Origin of the sequence: Caballeronia novacaledonica, assembly GCF_900258035.1 — a bacterium.
In the GTDB taxonomy this organism is placed as follows: domain Bacteria; phylum Pseudomonadota; class Gammaproteobacteria; order Burkholderiales; family Burkholderiaceae; genus Caballeronia; species Caballeronia novacaledonica.
Map to the genome: position 1 here is coordinate 101,943 of NZ_OGTP01000016.1, position 20,863 is coordinate 122,805.

Genomic DNA, 20,863 nt, shown 5'->3' on the forward strand with positions numbered 1-20,863 from the left:
GGAGACACCACATGAGCCCGGGACAGACAGCGCCGCGCGAGGCTTCGACGCCGCACGCGACGGACGGCATCTGGTACGCGTCGTATCCTCCGCATGTCGCGCGCGAGATCGATGCTTCGCGTTATCGCTCGCTTGCGCATTTCTTCGACGAATGCGTCGGCCGGTTTCAGAATCGCGTCGCGTTCGTGAGTCTCGGCTCCGAGCTGACGTTCGCCGCGCTCGGCGAGAAGGCGCATGCGTTCGCGTCGTATCTGCAGACGATCGGCGTGAAACCCGGCGATCGCGTCGCGCTGATGATGCCCAACACGCTCGTCTATCCCGTCGCGCTGTTCGGCACGCTGATCGCGGGCGCGATCGTCGTCAACGTGAATCCGCTCTATACGGTGCGCGAGTTGAGCCATCAGCTCAAGGACAGCGGCGCGCAGACGATCGTCGTGTTCGAGAACTTCGCGAAGACCGTGCAGGACGCGCAGCCGGGCTCGCGCGTGAGGCATGTCGTCGTGACCGGGCTCGGCGATCTGCTCGGCCACGGACTCAACGTGAAAGGCCGCGCGATCGATGTGCTGATGCGTCACGTGAAGAAGCAGGTGCCCGCCTACTCGCTGCCCGATGCCATTCGTCTGCCGCAAGCGCTCGCGCGCGGCGCGCGGCAGAAGTGCGAACCGGTCAGAGTCGGTCATGGCGACATCGCGTTCATTCAATACACCGGCGGCACGACGGGCGTCGCGAAGGGCGCGATGCTCACGCATCGCAATGTCATCGCCAATCTGCTGCAGGCGCTCGCGTGGGCGGGCGGGCAACTCGTCGACGGCGAGGAGATCATCGTCACGCCGTTGCCGCTCTATCACATCTATTCGCTGACCGTGAACGCGCTCGCGTTTCTCGCGATCGGCGCGCGCAACGTGCTGATCGTCAATCCGCGCGACATTCGTGCGCTCATGCGCGCACTGCGTCACGAGAACTTCACCGCGATCACCGCGCTCAACACGCTCTACAGCGCGCTCCTCGACAACGACGCCTTTCGCCGGCGCGACTTCTCCGCGCTCAAGCTCGCGATGGCGGGCGGCATGGCGACGCAGCGCGTGATCGCCGAGCGCTTCCGGGCGATGACCGGCAACACGCTCGTCGAAGGCTACGGCCTCACCGAATGCTCGCCGCTCGTCGCCGCGACACCGCTCGATGCCCGCGATGCGAGCGCGTTCGACGGCACCATCGGCGTGCCGGTGCCGTCGACACTCGTGCGCATGCGCCGCGAGGACGGCGCGTGGGCGAACGTCGACGAGCCGGGCGAACTCTGCGTGCAAGGCCCGCAAGTGATGAAAGGCTACTGGAACCGTCCCGAGGACACGGCGAAAGCCATCGACGCCAACGGCTGGCTCGCCACCGGCGACATCGGCGTGATGGACGCGCGCGGCATCATCCGGCTCATCGACCGCAAGAAGGACATGATGATCGTGTCGGGTTTCAACGTGTATCCGAACGAGATCGAGGAAGTGCTCGCCGCGCATCCGAAAGTGCGCGCGGTGGCGGCCGTCGGCGTGCCCGATCCGGTGACGGGCGAGCGCGTGAAGGCGTTCGTCGTGCGTCGCGACGACACGCTCACGGTGGAAGAACTGTTGAAGTTCGCCCGTTTACACCTGACCGGTTACAAGGTGCCTTCGTATGTCGAGTTTCGCGACGCGTTACCGCTCACGACGATCGGCAAGGTGCTCAGGCGCGAATTGCGCGACGCCGGATCGAAACCATCGGAATAACTCCTGGAGATGCTCATGCTGCGAGCGCGATGCCGCTGGTTCCTGTATCTCGTGTTCGCATTCGCGTCTTTGGGCGCGCGCGCCGATGCGCCCGAGGACGCCGCGCGCATCGGCAGTCTCGGTGTCGAGCAGCAAGTGCAATGGCTGGCGCAGTCGGCCGAAAGCGGCGCGCTCGCGAAGCTCGACGACGCGCAACTCGTCGCACTCTTCAGCGCGCTCGATGCGCGCACGTTGCCGCGCTACCTGCAGGACGGCCTGCGCGATTTCCAGTCCTGCGAGTTCACGATGCGCCGGCGCGAGCGCATCCGGGGCAAGTGGCCGAAGCGCGCGGACCACATGCTCGTGCGCGTCACGCGCGAGCCGTTGCGCATCTACGCGAAATGGCTGCCCGATGGCGCCCATGCGGGCCAGGAAATCATCTACGACGATTCCAAGCGCCCCAATGAACTCTACGGTCATCTCGGCGGTTTTCTGGGCGTCGTGCCGATGTGGACGTCGGTGAATGGCGCCCTCGCCCGCTCGCAATCGAATCATTCGATCCGCGAACTCGGCATCGACGCGATCACGCGGCGCTTCATCGACGAGGGACACAAATTCGCCGAAGCGGGCGTCACGAAGCCGTCGAATATCGAGGTGAAAATCGTCGACGGACTGCGCGTCGTCGCGTTCACGTACGAAACGCCCGAAGGACAGCCCGAGTTCTACGCGAAAAAGGAAGTGCTCGGGCTCGACCTCGAGCGGCCGCTGTTCCGCACTTTGGAGTCGTATGACAACGACGGGAATATCTTCGAAAGCGTGGTGTTCGAGCGCATCGAGATCAAACCCTTCGACGATCTGACGTTCGACCCGAAAAATCCTGACTATCGGTTTTGACGTGACATCCGGTGTAACAACCCACCGCGGCGTGCGCCGCGCGTTTTAAGTTTCGCCTAAGAGTCGGCCGATAACCTGCCCGCACTCCATCGACATCAAGGTCCGCGCAAAGGGCACGACGCCCGCGCCGCCGCATATCGTCATGTAAATCGAGGACATCGTTCATGAACCTCCGCCGTCCGGCTTCCGCACCCGTGCGAGCCATAAAAAGGCTTTTGAGCCATCACGAAATCGCGACATTGCTGTTGCTGCTGCACGCGCCCATCGACGTGATGGCCGCCACGCCCGATGTCGCCTCGTTGCAGGAATATGGCTATGTCGAGATCGTGTCGCCGGACGCGGGCGCGCCGAAAGTGCGCCTGACCGAAGACGGCAACGCATTGCTGCGCGGCCTCGGCGTCAGGTAAAGCGTCGGAACACGCGAACTCTGTAATAATCGGTTGATACTTTTCATCATCGACCAAGGAGTGATTCGCGATGTCCGCCCTCTCACCCATCGTGCAGCGTGTGCTCATCACCAACGACGACGGCATCGACGCGCCCGGCTTAGCCGTGCTCGAAGCCGTCGCCGCCGAACTCGCGCACGAAGTCTGGGTCATCGCGCCCGAACACGATCAAAGCGGCACGTCGCACTCCATCAGCCTGCATTCGCCGCTGCGCGTGTCACGCCAGGGCGAGCGGCGCTACGGCGTGCAGGGCACGCCCGGCGACTGCGTCGTGATGGGCGCGCGCCATATCATGAAGGACGCGCCGCCCACGCTCGTGCTTTCCGGCATCAACCGCGGCGCGAACTTGGGCGTCGAGACGATGTTCTCCGGCACCGTCGGCGCCGCGATGACGGGCCTGCTGCTCGGTTTGCCGTCGATCGCACTCAGCCAGACCTTCACCGATCGCGAAAACGTGCGCTGGGATACGGCGCGCGCGCTGGCGCCGGGCGTGATCCGTCAACTGCTCGCGATCTCCCACGACACGCCCACCTGTCTGAACGTCAATTTCCCCGATTGCGACGCGTCCGCCGCCGGTCCGCTCACCGTGACGCGGCAAGGCGTCGGGCTCGTGGAAGGCATCGATGTGCTGCCGCTCGTCGATCCGCGCGGCATCGACTATCACTGGCTGCGCTTTCAGCGCGGCCCGCGCCCGAATTCGCCCGATAGCGAAACGACGGTGGTCGCGTCCGGCCGCGTCTCGGTCACGCCGCTGCATTTCGATCGCACCGACGAGCGCACGTTCGCCACGCTCGAAGCGGGTCTGAAGCGCGGCGTCTGAGTGTCGGACGCGCGCCGCTAGAACGTTTCCTCGCAGACGGGAACGGCCGCTTTCTCGTATGCTCGGGCGATCACAACAAGGAGACGACATGACCCGTTCCATCGGCTCGCGCGGCGCGCGCGCGATGCTCGGCGCGCTTTGCGCCATCTTCGCCGCGAGCGTATTCGCACAGACGGCGACGCCCGTCGGCACCTGGCAAACCATCGACGATCAAAGCGGCAAGCCGAAAGCGATCATTCAGATCGTCGACGACGGCAACGGCCAGTTGTCCGGCAAAGTCGTGCGCGGCATCGGCGAGTTCGATCATCCCGAGCGGCGCTGCACGGCCTGCACCGACGAGCGCAAGGATCAACTGGTCAAGGGAATGACGATTATCACCGGCATGCGGCAGGACGGCGATGCATGGGGCGGCGGCCAGATTCTCGACCCCGAGAGCGGCAAGCTCTACAAGTGCAAGATGAAGATGGAGGACGGCGGGCAGAAGCTCGTCGTGCGCGGGTTTATCGGCGTGTCGTTGCTGGGGCGTTCGCAGACGTGGCTGCGCCAGCAGTAGAGATCGAAAAAGAAAAAGCCGGTCGAAGATGCGTGTCTTCGACCGGCTTTGCTCATCGCGCGCGTGCGCCCGATGAAATCATGCGGCGTGACGCTGACGCGCTTCGTCCGCTTGCGCGCTCGACGCCTGGCCGGCGCCCTCGAGTTTGAACTCCGGCGGCACGCGCATGCGCGATGTCATCAACGCATACAGCGATTCGCCCGCCGGCCCGAACAACTGCGTCATGACGCGCAGCAGGACGCCCGACTCGTGCCACGTCTTGAAACGCCGATGGCACGTCTGATACGACGGATATTTGCGCGGCAGCGTGGACCACGACGCTCCGCTGTACATGACCCAGAGCACACCGTTGAGCACGGCGCGCGTGTTGGCGAGCGGCCGGCCGCGCAGCTCGAGACGAGGGCGCAGTTCGGGAAGCAGCGGTGCGACCATCTGCCATTCTTCGTCGGACATGTCGCGGTAGGGCTTCACGATAAATTCTCCAATTTGCTGACGGGTAACCGGCATCGACGATACCGAGTACCCGGAAAACGGCAAATCGGAGTGATCCTAATCTTGAAATAGTCGGCAAAGCCTTATGCCGATTGGCCTACCGCAGAATTTTGATACTCGTATTAGGTCAGCGAAATATCGGTGACGCGGCGTGGCGCTTCCAGATACTCCTTCGACTGCATCTCGACGATGCGCGACACCGTGCGCGCGAACTCGTTGGCCATCGGTCCTTCCACGTACAGCTCCTCCGCGGGCACCGCCGCCGACATCAGCAGTTTCACCTTGTGGTCGTAGAACACGTCGATGAGCCACGTGAAGCGGCGGGCTTCGGACGCCATGCGAGGCGTCATCTGCGGCACGTCGGAGAGAATGACCGCGTGAAAACGGTTCGCCAGTTCCAGATAATCGTTCTGCGAGCGCGGGCCGCCGCAGAGCGTGGCGAAGTCGAACCACACGACGCCGTCCGCCTTGCGCAGCGCCTTGATCTCGCGTTTTTCGATATGCAGGATCGGGCTTTCGTCGGGCACGGCCGCGAGCTTCGCGTAATCCGCGCGCAGCGCTTCGCTCGCCGCCGCGCCGAGCGGCGTGTGATACGCCTTCACCTGCGACAGCGTGCGCTTGCGGTAGTCGGTGCCGGCATCGACGTTGAGCACGTCGAGATGCTGCTTGATGAGTTCGATCGCAGGCAGCAGACGATCGCGATGCAGCCCTTCCGGATACAGCGTGTCCGGCTGGTAATTGGACGTCATCACGAACTGCACGCCGTTCTTGAAGAGGCGATCGAGCAGGCGATAGAGAATCATCGCGTCGGCGATATCCGAGACGTGAAATTCGTCGAAGCAGATCAGCCTATAACGTTTGGCGATGCGTTTCGCGAGTTCGTCGAGCGGATCGGCCTGTCCTTTCAGTTCTTCCAGCTCGCGATGCACTTCGCGCATGAACTCATGAAAATGCAGACGCGTCTTGCGCTGCACCGGCACGATTGCGTAGAAGCTGTCCATCAGAAAGCTCTTGCCGCGCCCGACGCCGCCCCACATGTAGACACCGCGCGGCAGGTCCGGATGCACGAGAAACTTCTTGAGCGCGTTGGAGCGGCGGGCCTTGTACGCGACCCATTCTTCGTAGCAGCGCTGCAGGCGCGCGACCGCCGCGAGTTGCGCCTCGTCCGATTGATAACCCCGCGTGCGCAGTTCGTTTTCGTAGTATTCGGTGACGTTCATCTTCTGCCGTTCGATGTGACGAAGGCGAGCGGTTTGATCCGCTCGCCTTCGTTTTTGCGATGCTCAATGCCCGAAGCCGAGCTTGCTTACATATTCAACGCGCGCTTGTCGACGGCCAGCGCCGCTTCACGCATCACTTCCGACAGCGACGGATGCGGATGGCAAATCCGGCCGATATCTTCGGACGCGGCCTTGAACTCCATCGCGACAACGGCTTCCGCGATCAGATCCGAAGCGTCCGCGGCGATCACGTGCACGCCGAGGATTTCGTCGGTCTTCGCGTCCGCGATCATCTTGACGAAGCCTTCCGCCTTGCCGATGCCCAATGCGCGGCCGTTGGCCATCATCGGGAACTGGCCGGTCTTGATCTCGCGGCCTTCGGCCTTGAGCTGCTGTTCCGTCTTGCCGACCCACGCGATTTCCGGTTCCGTGTAGATGACCCACGGCACGCAGTTGTAGTCGATGTGCGGCTTCTGACCGTCGATGATTTCCGCCACCGCCACGCCTTCGTCTTCCGCCTTGTGCGCGAGCATCGGGCCGCGCACGACGTCGCCGATGGCGTACACGTTCGGCACGCTCGTCGCGCAATGGTCGTCGACGTCGATGAAACCGCGTTCGTTCGCCTTCAGGCCGATGGCTTCCAGACCGAGGTTATCGGTGTTCGGCACGCGGCCGATCGACACGATCAGACGATCCGCTTCCAGCGTCTGCGCGTTGCCCGCGTCGTCCGTGTAAGCGATGGAAACGCCCTTATCCGACGTCTTCACTTCGCCGATCTTCACGCCGAGGTGAATGTCCAGACCTTGCTTCTTGAACTGCTTCGCGGCTTCCTTCGCGAGCGATTCGTCCGCCGCGCCGAGGAATTGCGGCAGCGCTTCGAGCACGGTCACGTCGGCGCCCAGACGCCGCCACACCGAGCCGAGTTCCAGACCGATCACGCCCGCGCCGATCACGGCGAGCTTCTTCGGCACGGACTCGAACGACAGCGCGCCTTCGTTGTCGGCGATCAGCGTGTTGTCGACCGGAATGTTCGGCAGATGACGCGCCTTCGAACCCGTCGCGATGATCACGTTCTTCGCCGTGACGGTTTCCGTCTCGCCTTCGCCCGACACTTCGATCTGCACGCCGGCGTCATTCTTGCCGGTGAACTTGCCATGACCCTTGAGCCACGTGATCTTGTTCTTGCGGAACAGGAACTCGATGCCCTTCGTCATTTTTTCGACGATGCCGTCTTTACGGGCCAGCATCTTCGACACATCGAGCTTCACGTCCGACACGCTGATGCCGTGATCGGCCAGATGCTTCGACGCGTTCTCGAATTCTTCCGACGACGCCAGCAGCGCCTTCGACGGAATGCAGCCTACGTTCAGGCACGTGCCGCCGAGCTTCATTGCGCCCGCCGGGTTCTTCCACTTCTCGATACACGCAACCGTCTTGCCGAGTTGCGCTGCGCGAATCGCCGCGATATAGCCGCCAGGGCCAGCGCCGATCACGACGACATCAAATTCCTTGGACATGACTTTCCTTTAGTCTGACTCCGCTCTTGCGGAGACGCCTTCAGGCGGTGCGCGCGAGCCTATCGCGCGCACCGAAGGCACTTGTTCTTACAGGTCCAGCAGCAGACGGGCCGGATCTTCCAGCGCGTCCTTCATCGCGACCAGCGACAGCACGGCTTCGCGGCCGTCGATGATGCGGTGGTCGTACGACAGCGCGAGGTAGTTCATCGGGCGGATCACGATCTGGCCGTTTTCGACCACGGCGCGTTCCTTCGTCGCGTGCACGCCGAGAATCGCGGACTGCGGCGGGTTGATGATCGGCGTCGAGAGCATGGAGCCGAATACGCCGCCGTTCGAGATGGAGAACGTGCCGCCGGTCATTTCTTCGATCGACAGCTTGCCGTCCTTGGCCTTCTGGCCGAATTCGGCGATCTTCTTCTCGATGTCGGCGAGGCTCATCTGATCCGCGTTGCGCAGGATCGGCACCACCAGGCCGCGCGGCGAACCGACCGCGATACCGATGTCGAAGTAGCCGTGATAGACGATGTCGTTACCGTCGATCGACGCGTTCACGAGCGGGAACTTCTTCAGCGCGTGCACGGCGGCCTTCACGAAGAACGACATGAAGCCGAGCTTCACGCCGTGTTCCTTCTCGAAGCGGTCCTTGTACTTGTTGCGCAGGTCCATGACCGGCGCCATGTTGACTTCGTTGAACGTCGTCAGGATGGCGTTGGTTTGCTGCGATTCGAGCAGACGCTCGGCGATACGCGCGCGCAGACGCGACATCGGCACGCGCTGTTCCGGACGGTCGCGGAGCCACTGATCGGCCGATGCCGGCGCCGAAACTTGCGGCAGCGAAGGCTTGGCGGCGCGTGCGGGCGCGGCGGCCGGAGCCGGTGCGGCAGCTTTGGCAGGTGCGGGAGCCGATGCGGACGCGGCAAGCGCGTCGCCCTTCGTGATGCGGCCGTCGCGGCCCGAACCGGACACCTGATCCACCGAAACGCCCTTCTCGGCCAGAATCTTCGTCGCGGCCGGCGATGCGGCGCCGCCCGTTGCGCTCGCCTGCGCGGCGGCCGGAGCAGCGGCAACCGGCTCGGCTTGCGGCGCCGGCTTCACTTCGGCGTCGCCCGCGGCGGCGGCGGCGGGTGCTTCGCCGGCCTTCGCTTCGGTGTCGATCTTCGCGATGAGTTCGTCGGCGGTGACGATATCGCCGTCGTGCTTGATCACTTGCGCCAGGACGCCGGCGGACGGCGCGGGCACTTCCAGCACGACCTTGTCGGTCTCGATTTCGATGAGGATTTCATCCTGGGCGACAGCCTCACCCGGCTTCTTCTTCCATTGCAGCATGGTCGCTTCCGAGACCGACTCGGAAAGCTGCGGAACCTTGACTTCTACGATAGCCATTTCTGTATTGTCCTAATGCGTGTCTGTGTTCGAGCGTGAAACCGGCGGACATCGTGCCCGCCGGCTCCTTCAGGCAGGGATTACTTCGCGACGGTCTGAGCGCCCTTCAGGCGGCCGAACGCGCCTTCCACGAGCGCCTTCTGCTGCTCGTAGTGTTTCGCGTAGTAGCCGACCGCCGGCGACGCCGAAGCCGGACGGCCGCTGTAGGCCAGCTTCATGCCTTCGCGCATGCCTTCGCGCAGATGGTGCTCGACGTAGAACCAGGCGCCCTGATTCTGCGGCTCGTCCTGCACCCACACCACTTCGGTCGCGTTCTCGTACTTCTTGAGTTCCGCGTCGAACTGCTTGTGCGCGAACGGATACAGCTGCTCGATACGCACGATCGCGACATCGTTGCTCTTCGCTTCACGGCGATGCGCGACGAGGTCGTAATACACGCGGCCCGAGCACACGATCACACGCTTGACCTTCTTCGCCTCGATGCCTTCCTCGACTTCGCCGATGACCGGCTGGAACGAGCCCTTCGACAGTTCCGTCAGATCCGACACGGCTTCCTTGTGACGCAGCAGCGACTTCGGCGTGAAGATGATGAGCGGCTTGCGGAACAGGCGGATCATCTGACGGCGCAGCAGGTGGAAGACCTGCGCCGGCGTCGTCGGCTGGACCACTTGCATGTTGTGATCCGCGCACAGTTGCAGGAAGCGCTCGATGCGCGCCGACGAGTGCTCCGGACCCTGACCTTCGTAGCCGTGCGGCAGCATCATCGTGAGACCGGAGACGCGGCCCCACTTCACTTCGCCCGACGAGATGAACTGGTCGATCACGACCTGCGCGCCGTTCACGAAGTCGCCGAACTGCGCTTCCCACGCGACGAACGTGTTCGGTTCGGCCGTCGAATAGCCGTACTCGAAGCCGAGCACCGCTTCTTCGGACAGCACCGAGTCGATCACCGTGAACTTGGCCTGGCCTTCCGCGATGTTCTGCAGCGGAATGTAGGTGCCGTCGTTCCAGCGTTCGCGGTTTTGATCGTGCAGCACTGCGTGACGGTGCGTGAACGTGCCGCGGCCCGAGTCCTGGCCCGTCAGACGCACGGCGTAGCCCGATGCCACCAGCGACGCGAACGCGAGATGCTCGCCCATGCCCCAGTCGAGCTTGGCTTCGCCGAGACCCATCGCGCGGCGGTCGTTGATGACGCGCTCGACGAGCGGGTGAACCTTGAAGTTCTCGGGAATCGTCGTGATGCGCTCGGCGAGACGCTTCAGTTCGGCGAGCGGCACGGCGGTGTCGGCCGCGTCGGTCCACTTGCGGTTCAGGAACGGCACCCAGTCGACCGCGTACTTGCTCTTGTAGTTCGAGAGCACCGGATCGATCGTGTGATGGCCTTCGTCCATCGCCTGACGATATTCCTTGACGTACGTGTCCGCGTCTTCGGCCGTGATCACGCCTTGCTGCACGAGCTTTTCCGCGTAGACGGCGCGCGTGCCCGGATGCTTAGCGATGGTCTTGTACATCAGCGGCTGCGTGACCGCCGGCGTGTCCTGCTCGTTGTGGCCGAGCTTGCGGAAGCAGATGATGTCGACGACCACGTCCTTGTGGAACTTCATGCGGAAGTCGATCGCGAGCTGCGTGGCGAGCACGACGGCTTCGGGATCGTCGCCGTTCACGTGCAGCACCGGCGCCTCGATCATCTTGACGACGTCCGAGCAGTACAGCGTCGAGCGCGCATCGCGCGGGTCCGACGTGGTGAAGCCGATCTGGTTGTTGATGACGATGTGCAGCGTGCCGTGCGTGCCGTAGCCGCGCGTCTGCGCGAGGTTCAGCGTTTCCATCACGACGCCCTGGCCCGCGAAGGCCGCGTCGCCGTGCACTTGCACCGGCAGCACTTGCAGACCGTCTTCGTCGCCGCGGCGATCCATACGCGCCTTGGCCGAGCCTTCGACCACCGGATTCACGATTTCCAGGTGCGACGGGTTGAACGCGAGCGACAGGTGAACCGGGCCGCCTTCGGTCGACACGTCCGACGAGAAGCCCTTGTGGTACTTCACGTCGCCGGCCGGCAGGTCATCGACGTGCTTGCCTTCGAATTCGGCGAAAAGGTCCGCCGGCATCTTGCCGAGCGTGTTCACCAGCACGTTCAGACGGCCACGGTGCGCCATGCCGATGACGATTTCCTGCACGCCGTTCTTGCCCGCGTGACGCACGACTTCGTCCATCGACGCGATGAAGCTCTCGCCGCCTTCCAGCGAGAAGCGCTTCTGGCCGACATACTTGGTGTGCAAGAAACGCTCGAGGCCTTCGGAGGCCGTCAGGCGCTTCAGGATGTGCTTTTTCTTGTCGTTCGAGAAGGTCGGCGTCGAGCGGATCGACTCGAGCTTCTCCTGCCACCAGCGCTTCTGCTCGGGATCGCTGATGTACATGAATTCGGCGCCGATCGTGCCGCAGTAGGTGTCGCGCAGAGCCTTGACGATATCGCGCAGCGACGCCTGCTCGAAGCCGAAGTACAGGTTGGTCGAGTTGAACACCTGGTCCATGTCGGCTTCGGTGAAGTCGTAGAAACCGGGTTCGAGCTCGGGGATGGCGGGACGCTCGCGACGCTTCAACGGGTCGAGATTCGCCCATTGCGTGCCGAGGAAGCGATACGCGCCGATGAGGGATTGGACGTAGACCTGCTTGCGCGCGGTGGTGAGGTCACCGGTGCTTTCGCGCGGGATGAAGGCGTTGGCCTTCGCGCGCTGTGCGAAAGACTCGACGATGGGGCCGTGGGCCACGTCGTTGTGAGCCGTGCCGTCGGAAGCGGGCACGTTCTGCAACGCGTCGAAATAGGCTCGCCAGGTCTCGGGCACTGACGCGGGATTATCGAGATATTGCTCGTACAACTCTTCGACGTACGGAGCATTACCGCCGAACAGATAAGAGTTCGACTGGAATTGCTTCATCATTTTACGCTCACCTTTCTTCGAGTTTCTCGAGGAAGTGCGGGTTAAGAAACCTTCCGCGCCACGGCCTGACCGTTTAGCGGATTGCGCGAATCAAGTCTGCTTGGAAGGACCTAAAAAGCGACAGCTAATCGAAGAAGCATAGCACAGAACCAATCGTCATATGACCGATCGCCGCATGCGCTCTCCTTCTCAGCCTTGATGCAACAAGCATGTGCGGACTTTTATGAGATAAACAAGACTCCCTTGCACGACGTCGAAAAAAGCAAAAGCCGCCCGAAGGCGGCTTTTGTTTTGCGGATGCGAACCGATACCTGAAACTTATTCGGCGTTCGCTTCGCGGCTTGCGCGGCGACGCTCGTGTTCCTTCAGATGACGCTTGCGCAGGCGGATCGATTGCGGCGTGACTTCGACGAGCTCGTCGTCGTCGATGAACTCGACCGCGTATTCCAGCGAAAGCTGGACCGGCGGCACGAGACGCACGGCTTCGTCGGTGCCCGACGCGCGCACGTTGGTCAACTGCTTGCCCTTGATCGGGTTCACGACGAGGTCGTTGTCGCGGCTGTGAATGCCGATGATCATGCCTTCATAAAGCGCATCGCCCGGCGACACGAACATGCGGCCGCGATCCTGCAGCTTCCACAGCGCATATGCGACGGCGGCGCCGTCGTCTTGCGAGATCAGCACGCCGTTGCGACGCTCGCCGACCGAGCCTTCCTTCACCGGCGCGTACGAATCGAACGTGTGGCTCATCAGACCCGTGCCGCGCGTGAGCGTCAGGAACTCGCTCTGGAAACCGATCAGACCGCGCGCCGAAATCTTGTACTCGAGACGCGTGCGGCCGCGGCCGTCGGACGTCATGTCGAGCATTTCGCCCTTGCGGCGGCCGAGTTCTTCCATCACGCCGCCCTGATGCTGGTCTTCGATATCGACCGTCAGGTTTTCATACGGCTCGCACTTCACGCCGTCGATTTCCTGCAGCACCACGCGCGGACGCGACACCGCGAGCTCATAGCCTTCACGACGCATGTTCTCGACGAGAATCGTCAGATGCAGCTCGCCACGGCCCGACACTTCGAACGTGGTTTCGTCGCCGGTGTCCTTCACGCGCAGCGCGACGTTGTGGTTCAGTTCCTTCGTGAGACGGTCGCGAATCTGGCGGCTCGTCACGAACTTGCCTTCCTTGCCCGCGAGCGGCGACGAGTTCACGAGGAAGTTCATCGTGAGCGTCGGTTCGTCGACGGTGATCATCGGCAGCGCTTCGGGATTGTCCGGCGAGCAGATCGTCACGCCGATGCCGATTTCCTCGATGCCGTTGATCAGCACGATGTCGCCCGCCTGCGCTTCCTCGACCTGCACGCGCTCGAGGCCGTGGAACGACAGCACCTGATTGATCTTGCGATTGAGGATCGCGCCGTCCGGACCCGAACGCACCGCCACCTGCATGCCGGGGCGGATGCGGCCGCGCGCGACACGGCCCACGCCGATACGGCCGACGTACGAGTTGTAGTCGAGCGACGTGATTTGCAGTTGCAGCGGGCCTTCCGGATCGGCCGGACGCACCGGCACGTGTTCGAGAATGGCTTCGAAGAGCGGGCGCATCGTGCCTTCGCGCACTTCGGGATCGAGACCGGCGTAGCCGTTCAGACCGGACGCATACACCACCGGGAAGTCGAGCTGCTCTTCGGTTGCGCCGAGCTTGTCGAAGAGATCGAAGGTCTGGTTGATCACCCAGTCGATACGCGCGCCCGGACGGTCCACCTTGTTGATCACGACGATCGGCTTGAGACCCAAAGCGAGCGCCTTCTTCGTGACGAAGCGCGTCTGCGGCATCGGGCCTTCGACGGCATCGACGAGCAGCAGCACGGAATCGACCATCGACAGCACGCGCTCCACTTCACCGCCGAAGTCGGCGTGTCCCGGCGTATCGACGATATTGATGTGCGTGCCTTCGTATTCGACGGCGCAGTTCTTCGCCAGGATCGTGATGCCACGTTCCTTTTCGATGTCGTTCGAGTCCATGACGCGCTCGGCGACCTGCTGATTTTCCCGGAACGTGCCCGACTGACGGAGCAACTGGTCGACGAGCGTAGTCTTGCCGTGGTCGACGTGGGCAATGATGGCGATATTGCGGAGGGCGCGAGTCATATAGAGGTGTCTTGGTTGTGCGCCGTCGGAGCGAGTCTCTTCAGCGAGACTCCTTGGCTCGGCAAGCCCCCCATGAAACCGTCATGCAAGCATGACCACGCGGGCCCGGCGCGGTGAGAACCGTAAATTATAGCACGCATGGATGTCGTTCCCTTGCAATAGGACCCAACCCGTAAGCAGGCTCGTGAGCCAGCCTGTCGCAGCCGCGACCACGCGATTGTTAAGCGTTTTCAGAAAAGATTGTTGCAGGGGCTGATACGCTTGCCTATAATCCTGCCTAGTCAACTATTGCAACCGCATAATTATTTCCATGAGCGACGCTCCGAAATCCGCGGCGATCGGCGACTACGTACTCGCCGAGAGCGTCGGCTACCTGATCAGCCGGGTGCGCTCGACCATGTGGAACATGGTCACGCAACATACGACCTCCGAACTGGGCATCACGAGCACGCAAGCAAGCATCCTCTTCATGCTGGCGGTCGGCAAGTGCCTGACGGCGGCGGACATCGCCCGCGAATACGGGATCGATGCGAGCGCGGTGACGCGGCTCATCGACCGGCTGGAAAAGCGCGGCCTGCTCTCGCGCGTGCGCAGCGAGGAAGACCGGCGCGTCGTGCGCCTCGCGCTGACGGACGCAGGCCACGCGACCGCCGAAAAGATTCCCGCTATTTTCACGCGCGTGCTGGATAACCTGCTCACGGGCTTCACGCCCGAGGAAGTGGGCTTTCTGAAGAGTATGTTGCGCCGGATTCTGTCGAATTCCTGCGATCCTTCCGTGGCACCCTTGCTCGGCGGCAATGATAAGCCTGGTACGTCATTGCGATGACAAGCAAATTTGGCATCGCAAGCCTACAAAATGATTGCAACGTCCATCTTTAATTCTCTTCTCAAGAGACGAGATATGAAACAGCTTTCCCTGTCCGCGCTTCCCGGCGAAAGCCGCGTGAAGAGCGCCGTGGCCGCCGCGATGACCGCGCTCGCGCTCACCGGTTGCGCGAACTACATGGGCATTTCGAGCGACAAACAGATCGCCGCGCCCGAAAACTTCGCGGCCACGCAGAGCCTGCCGGGACAAGGCGGCCAGTGGCCGACGCTCGACTGGACGAAGCAGTTCGGCGATCCGCAGTTGCCGCAACTGATCGACGAGGCACTCGCGGACAGTCCGACCATCGCGCAGGCGCAATCGCGCATCGCGAAGGCGTCGTCGTATATCGAGACGTCGCGCTCGGCGCTCTATCCGAAGGTCAACGGCTCGTATTCGTGGACGCGCGAGCTGTATTCCGCCAACGCCCTCTTCCCGCCGCCGTACGGCGGCACGTGGTTCAGCGAGAACAACGTGCTGGCGAGCGCGTCGTGGGAACTCGACCTGTGGGGCAAGAACCGCTCGCGGCTGAACGTGGCGGTCTCGCAGGAAAAGGCCGCCGAGGCGGACATGCAGCAGGCGCGCGTGACGCTGGCTGCATCGGTCGCGCGCACGTACAACCAGCTCGCGCTGCTCTATGCGCTGCGCGATGTCGCCCAGCGCGAGATCGCGAATCGGCAGGATGTCGGGCGCATCACGAACGGGCGCGTCGCGGCCGGACTCGATACCAACGTCGAGCGCCGCACCGCGGAAGGCAACGTCGCGACGAGCCAGACTAATTCGACCGAACTCGACGGGCAGATCGAAACCGTTCGCTATCAGCTCGCCGCGCTGCTCGGCAAAGGTCCGGACCGCGGCCTGCAGATCGCCAAACCCGTGATCGATCCGAACGTCAACGTGACGCTGCCCGACAACGTTCCTGCCGACCTCGTCGCGCGCCGCCCGGACATCGTCGCCGCGCGCTGGCAGGTCGAAGCCGCGACGCACAACATCAAGGAAGCGAAGGCCGAGTTCTTCCCGGACATCAACCTCGCGGCGGGCTTCGGTTTCGACGCGTTCGGCTGGGGCCGCTTCCTGCAGGCGAGCAGCCGCCAGATTCAGATCGGGCCGGCGGTGCATCTGCCGATCTTCGACGCCGGCGCGCTGCGGGCCCAGTTGAAGGGCCGTTACGCCGACTTCGAGGGCGATATCGCGAATTACAACCAGACGCTCATCAACGCGATGAACGACGTCGCGACCAACATCGCGGCGATCCGCTCGCTCGACAAGCAGATGGCCGACGCCCAGCGCGCGCTCGCGGCGGCGTCGAGCGCGTATCAGCTCGCGGTGATCCGCTACAAGGCCGGCCTGTCACCGCAATTGCAGGTGCTCAACGCCGACGAAAACCGTCTCGCGAATGAGCAGACCGTGACGAACCTGCGCCTGAAACGCACCGATCTGCAAATCGCGCTGGTCAAGTCGCTCGGAGGCGGCTTCGACGCGACGAGCACGAATCTCGCGATCGACGGCAGCGGGCAGCAGCAGGCGGCAACTCAGACGCCGTCGAAGTAAGCCGCGCACAAGAACACGCATCAAGACCAATACGGAAATTCGGAGTCTTTCATGAGCGACCCTCAACAAACCGCAGCCGCGCCCGCGCCAAAGCCCAGCAACGGCAAACGCCGCCGGCTGATGACGCTGATCGTGCTCGTCATCATCATCGCCGCCGTCGCGTACGGGCTGTACTACTTCCTCGTCGCGCGCTTTCACGAGTCGACCGACGACGCCTACGTCAACGGCAACGTCGTGCAGATCACGCCGCAGGTCGTCGGCACGGTGATCTCGGTGAACGCGGACGACACGCAGACCGTGAAGGTCGGCGATCCGCTCGTCGCGCTCGATCCGGCCGACTCCAAGGTCGCGCTGGATCAGGCCGAAGCGAATCTCGCGCAGACGGTGCGTCAGGTGCGCACGTTCTTCGTGAACAACAACCAGTACGAAGCGCAGATCGCCTTGCGCAAGTCGGATCTGTCGCGCGCACAGGACGATCTGAAGCGCCGCATGCAGGTTGCGCAGACCGGCGCGGTGTCGCAGGAAGAAATCTCGCACGCCCGCGACGCGGTTCGCAGCGCGCAGGCCGCGCTCGACGCCGCCGACCAGGAACTCGCGTCGAACCGTTCGCTCACGGCCAACACGACGATCGCCGATCACCCGAACGTGCTCGCGGCCGCCGCGAAGGTGCGCGACTCGTACATCAACTTCGCGCGCAACACGCTGCCGGCGCCGGTGACGGGCTACGTCGCGAAGCGCTCGGTGCAGGTCGGCCAGCGCGTCTCGCCGGGCAATCCGCTGATGGCGATCGTGCCGCTCAACGGCGTGTGGGTCGACGCGAACTTCAAGGAAGTGCAACTGAAGCACATGCGCATCGGCCAGCCGGTGGAACTGACGGCCGACCTGTACGGTTCGAGCGTCGTGTATCACGGCAAGGTCATCGGCTTCTCGGCCGGCACGGGCTCGGCGTTCTCGCTCCTGCCCGCGCAGAACGCGACCGGCAACTGGATCAAGGTCGTGCAACGCCTGCCGGTGCGGATCGAGCTCGACCCCAAGGAACTGGAGCAGCATCCGCTGCGCATCGGCCTCTCGATGAACGTCGACGTCACGATCAAGAACGAGGAAGGCGGCCAGCTCGGCAACGCGCAGAACACGGTCTACCAGACCAACGTGTTCGACAACTATGGCGCGCAGGCCGATCAGGAAATCGCGCGCATCATCCAGCAGAACGCGGGCACGGGCGCGGGGTCGCCGGCGCAGAGCACGTCGAAGGCGCCTGGCCGCGCGACGAAGTCCGCATCGGCCGCCAAGCTGATGTAAGCGGATTCGCCTCATGTCTTCGCAAAATGTCGTTCATGCGCCGCTGTCGGGCGGAAAGCTGGTCATCGGGACGATCGCCGTATCGCTCGCCGTGTTCATGAACGTGCTCGACACGTCGATCGCGAACGTCTCGATTCCCTCGATCTCCGGCGACCTCGGCGTCTCGTCGGATCAGGGCACGTGGGTCATCACGTCGTTCGCGGTCGCCAATGCGATCTCGGTGCCGCTTACCGGCTGGCTCACGCAGCGTATCGGACAAGTGCGGCTCTTCCTCGGCTCGATCATTCTGTTCGTGCTCGCGTCGTGGCTCTGCGGCCTTGCGCCGACGCTGCCGTTCCTGCTCGCCGCGCGCGTGCTGCAAGGCGCGGTCGCCGGCCCGATGATCCCGCTGTCGCAAACGCTCCTGCTCGCGAGTTATCCGCGCGAAAAAGCGCCGATGGCGCTCTCCATGTGGTCGATGACCACGCTCATCGCGCCGGTCGCGGGCCCGATTCTCGGCGGCTGGATCTCGGACAACATCTCGTGGCCGTGGATTTTCTACGTGAACATTCCGGTCGGCATCGGGGCGGCGATCGCCACGTTCGCGATCTTCCGCGACCGCGATTCCGCGATCCGCAAGGCGCCGATCGACACGGTCGGGCTCGCGCTGCTGGTGATCTGGGTCGGCTCGCTGCAGGTCATGCTCGACAAGGGCAAGGATCTCGACTGGTTCAACTCGACGACGATCGTCGTGCTCGCGCTGGTCGCGGTGATTTCGTTCGCGTTTTTTATCGTCTGGGAGCTGACGGCGGAGCATCCGGTCGTGGATTTGTCGCTATTCGCGCTGCGCAATTTCAGCGGCGGCACGATTGCGCTCTCGGTCGGCTACGGTCTGTATTTCGGCAATCTCGTGCTGCTGCCGCTGTGGTTGCAGACCGTCATCGGCTATACGGCGACAGATGCGGGTCTCGTTATGGCGCCCGTCGGTGTGTTCGCGGTGCTGCTCTCGCCGCTGACCGGCAAGTTCCTGCCGCGCATGGACCCGCGCCGCATTGCGACGGCCGCGTTCCTCGTGTTCGCGCTGTGCTTCTGGATGCGCTCGCGCTACACGACCGGCGTCGATACATGGTCGCTCACGCTGCCCACGCTGGTTCAGGGTATCGCGATGGCGGGCTTCTTCATTCCGCTGGTGTCGATCACGCTGTCGGGCTTGCCGGGGCATCGGATTCCGGCGGCGTCGGGCTTGTCGAACTTCGTGCGGATCATGTGCGGCGGCATCGGCACGTCGATTTTCTCGACGGCGTGGGAGCATCGCTCGATCGTGCATCACGCGCAACTCGTCGAGCAGGCCAACTCGTACAACCCTGTCTTCGCGAACTCGATGCAGCAGATGGGCGCGCTCGGCTTCTCGAAGGAACAGACCTACGGCATGTACAACAGCATGGCGACACAGCAGGCCGCGCAGCTCGGCGTGAACGACATGTTCTACATTTCGGCGGGGATTTTCGTCGCGCTGATCGCGCTGATCTGGATCACGCGGCCGGAGCGCTCGGGCGGCGGGGATTCGGCGGCGGCGGCATCGGCGGCGCATTGATCGGCTTGCCGATCGTGAAATGAAGAGAGCCCGGCTGAGCAATCAACCGGGCTCTTTTTTATTGCGTCGTGACGATCAACCGTTCGGGCGCGAGCACGCCCTCGCCCGCTCTTGCCACACCCAGCAAGCGCCCGCCTTCCTGCGCATAGACGCGCACACGACCGTCATCGAGGCGAGCCTTCACGACATCCGCGAGCCGCAGGCGTTGGCCGTGCAGGAAGCGTTGAGTCGCTTCGTCGTTCAGCTCGATCGCGGGAAACGTGGACAAGAGCGCATCGACAGGCTGAAGCCGCGCATCGCGCTCCGCTTCGTTCATGCCGGTGAGTTCCTCCAGCGTGACCGCATGTTCGAGCGTCAACGCGCCGACGCCCGTGCGCCGCAGCGCCGTCAGATGCGCGCCGCAGCCGAGCGCCTCGCCGATGTCTTCCGCCAGCGTGCGCACATACGTGCCCTTGCTGCACGTCACGCGAAACGTCACGAGCGGCAATGCGCACGCGATCATCTGCAATGCGTGAATCGTGACCTGACGGCCTTCGCGTTCCACCGTCTGACCTGCACGCGCGTATTCGTAGAGCGGCTTGCCGTCACGTTTCAGAGCGGAGTACATCGGCGGGATTTGGACGATCTCACCTTGGAATCGCGTCATCGCCTGCTCGACTGCATGCTCGTCGCACGTTACGTCGCGCGTGTCGATGGCCTCGCCTTCGGCATCTCCGGTCGTCGTGCGGATGCCGAGACGCATCGTCGCTTCGTAGGTCTTGTCCGCTTCGAGCAAGTCTTGCGAAAACTTCGTCGCTTCGCCGAAGCACAGCGGCAACAGACCCGTCGCGAGCGGATCGAGCGTGCCCGTATGGCCCGCCTTCTTCGCGAGATAAATCCGCTTCGCTTTGATGAGCGCGTCGTTGCTCGACAGCCCGAGCGGCTTGTCCAGCAGCAGCACGCCGTCCAGCGCGCGGCGCGGAATCTTCGGACCGCCCTTCACTCACGCACCTTCGTCATCTTTGGCGCGCGAGGCGTTCGCTTCGTCGATCAGGCGCGACATCTCGACGGCCTTCTCGATCGTCTGGTCGTAGTGGAAATGCAGCGTCGGCACCGTATGAATGTGCAGGCGCTTGAACAGCATATTGTGCAGATGCCCCGCGGCATGATTCAGACCTTGCTCGGTCTGTTTCGGATCGCCGGTGAGCGTCGTGAAGTAGACCTTCGCGTGCGCGTAGTCGGGCGTGAGTTCGACGCTTTGAATCGTCACGAGCCCGATGCGCGGGTCTTTCACCTCGCGCAGCAGTTCCGAAAGATCGCGCTGGATCTGATCCGCAATCTGCACGTTGCGGTTCGCGGATGTCCGTCTTTTAGCCATGATGTCGTTTCCGTGTTTCTTTCGCTGCCGCCTGAAGCAAAAAGGGCGGAGCGAGCCGCCAGGCTCACCCCGCCCTTTT

General features: G+C 63.3%; 17 protein-coding genes. 9 read left to right on the forward strand and 8 right to left on the reverse strand.

Annotation, left to right across the window (positions count from 1 at the left end; translation table 11 throughout):
- Positions 1-11 precede the first annotated feature (11 nt).
- The 5 genes from NOV72_RS21390 (at position 12) to NOV72_RS21410 (ending at position 4,446) form a co-directional block, all read left to right on the forward strand.
- Positions 12-1,754 carry an AMP-binding protein gene (locus tag NOV72_RS21390; protein WP_106856572.1) on the forward strand — a complete coding sequence of 581 codons (1,743 nt, stop codon included), beginning with the start codon at positions 12-14 and terminating at the stop codon, positions 1,752-1,754.
- Positions 1,755-1,769: 15 nt separating this feature from the next.
- A complete protein-coding gene (locus NOV72_RS21395; RefSeq protein WP_106856624.1) occupies positions 1,770-2,627 on the forward strand; it encodes a DUF1571 domain-containing protein in 858 nt (285 codons plus the stop codon).
- Between the two features lie 164 nt (positions 2,628-2,791).
- Positions 2,792-3,034 carry a hypothetical protein gene (locus NOV72_RS21400; protein WP_106856573.1) on the forward strand — a complete coding sequence of 81 codons (243 nt, stop codon included), beginning with the start codon at positions 2,792-2,794 and terminating at the stop codon, positions 3,032-3,034.
- Positions 3,035-3,104: 70 nt separating this feature from the next.
- Complete coding sequence (surE, locus tag NOV72_RS21405) at positions 3,105-3,893, forward strand: 5'/3'-nucleotidase SurE (protein WP_106856574.1); 789 nt, start codon at positions 3,105-3,107, stop codon at positions 3,891-3,893.
- Positions 3,894-3,981: 88 nt separating this feature from the next.
- Entirely contained in the window at positions 3,982-4,446 is a 465-nt protein-coding gene (locus NOV72_RS21410; protein ID WP_106856575.1) for a DUF2147 domain-containing protein, read from the forward strand.
- Positions 4,447-4,524: 78 nt separating this feature from the next.
- On the opposite strand, the gene NOV72_RS21415 is transcribed toward NOV72_RS21410, so the two are convergent.
- From NOV72_RS21415 to typA, 6 genes are all read right to left on the reverse strand, one after another.
- Positions 4,525-4,917 carry a transposase gene (locus NOV72_RS21415; protein WP_181291133.1) on the reverse strand — a complete coding sequence of 131 codons (393 nt, stop codon included), beginning with the start codon at positions 4,915-4,917 and terminating at the stop codon, positions 4,525-4,527.
- Positions 4,918-5,060: 143 nt separating this feature from the next.
- Positions 5,061-6,158 carry a cell division protein ZapE gene (zapE, locus tag NOV72_RS21420; RefSeq protein ID WP_106856577.1) on the reverse strand — a complete coding sequence of 366 codons (1,098 nt, stop codon included), beginning with the start codon at positions 6,156-6,158 and terminating at the stop codon, positions 5,061-5,063.
- A gap of 86 nt (positions 6,159-6,244) precedes the next feature.
- Positions 6,245-7,675, reverse strand: a complete 1,431-nt coding sequence (gene lpdA / locus NOV72_RS21425; RefSeq protein WP_106856578.1) for a dihydrolipoyl dehydrogenase — start codon at positions 7,673-7,675, stop codon at positions 6,245-6,247.
- 87 nt (positions 7,676-7,762) lie between these two features.
- Complete coding sequence (gene odhB, locus NOV72_RS21430) at positions 7,763-9,058, reverse strand: 2-oxoglutarate dehydrogenase complex dihydrolipoyllysine-residue succinyltransferase (RefSeq protein WP_106856579.1); 1,296 nt, start codon at positions 9,056-9,058, stop codon at positions 7,763-7,765.
- Between the two features lie 80 nt (positions 9,059-9,138).
- Positions 9,139-11,997, reverse strand: a complete 2,859-nt coding sequence (locus NOV72_RS21435; RefSeq protein ID WP_106856580.1) for a 2-oxoglutarate dehydrogenase E1 component — start codon at positions 11,995-11,997, stop codon at positions 9,139-9,141.
- Positions 11,998-12,315: 318 nt separating this feature from the next.
- The gene (gene typA, locus NOV72_RS21440) at positions 12,316-14,142 is read right to left on the reverse strand and encodes a translational GTPase TypA (protein WP_106856581.1); all 1,827 of its coding nucleotides are present in this window, start codon (positions 14,140-14,142) and stop codon (positions 12,316-12,318) included.
- Positions 14,143-14,452: 310 nt separating this feature from the next.
- Between typA and NOV72_RS21445 the strand changes: the two genes are divergently transcribed.
- The 4 genes from NOV72_RS21445 to NOV72_RS21460 all read left to right on the forward strand — a co-directional run bounded on the left by NOV72_RS21445 (position 14,453) and on the right by NOV72_RS21460 (position 19,427).
- On the forward strand, positions 14,453-14,968 hold the full coding sequence (locus tag NOV72_RS21445; RefSeq protein WP_106856582.1) for a MarR family winged helix-turn-helix transcriptional regulator: 516 nt from the start codon (positions 14,453-14,455) through the stop codon (positions 14,966-14,968).
- Between the two features lie 75 nt (positions 14,969-15,043).
- Positions 15,044-16,555, forward strand: a complete 1,512-nt coding sequence (locus tag NOV72_RS21450) for an efflux transporter outer membrane subunit (protein WP_106856583.1) — start codon at positions 15,044-15,046, stop codon at positions 16,553-16,555.
- A 51-nt stretch (positions 16,556-16,606) separates the two neighbouring features.
- Positions 16,607-17,854, forward strand: coding sequence for an EmrA/EmrK family multidrug efflux transporter periplasmic adaptor subunit (locus tag NOV72_RS21455; RefSeq protein ID WP_106856584.1), 1,248 nt, complete (start codon positions 16,607-16,609; stop codon positions 17,852-17,854).
- A gap of 13 nt (positions 17,855-17,867) precedes the next feature.
- Positions 17,868-19,427, forward strand: coding sequence for a DHA2 family efflux MFS transporter permease subunit (locus NOV72_RS21460; RefSeq protein ID WP_106856585.1), 1,560 nt, complete (start codon positions 17,868-17,870; stop codon positions 19,425-19,427).
- 58 nt (positions 19,428-19,485) lie between these two features.
- On the opposite strand, the gene truB is transcribed toward NOV72_RS21460, so the two are convergent.
- Positions 19,486-20,409, reverse strand: coding sequence for a tRNA pseudouridine(55) synthase TruB (gene truB / locus NOV72_RS21465; RefSeq protein WP_106856586.1), 924 nt, complete (start codon positions 20,407-20,409; stop codon positions 19,486-19,488).
- Positions 20,410-20,784 carry a 30S ribosome-binding factor RbfA gene (gene rbfA / locus NOV72_RS21470; protein WP_106856587.1) on the reverse strand — a complete coding sequence of 125 codons (375 nt, stop codon included), beginning with the start codon at positions 20,782-20,784 and terminating at the stop codon, positions 20,410-20,412. It abuts the gene before it with no gap.
- Positions 20,785-20,863: the final 79 nt, after the last annotated feature.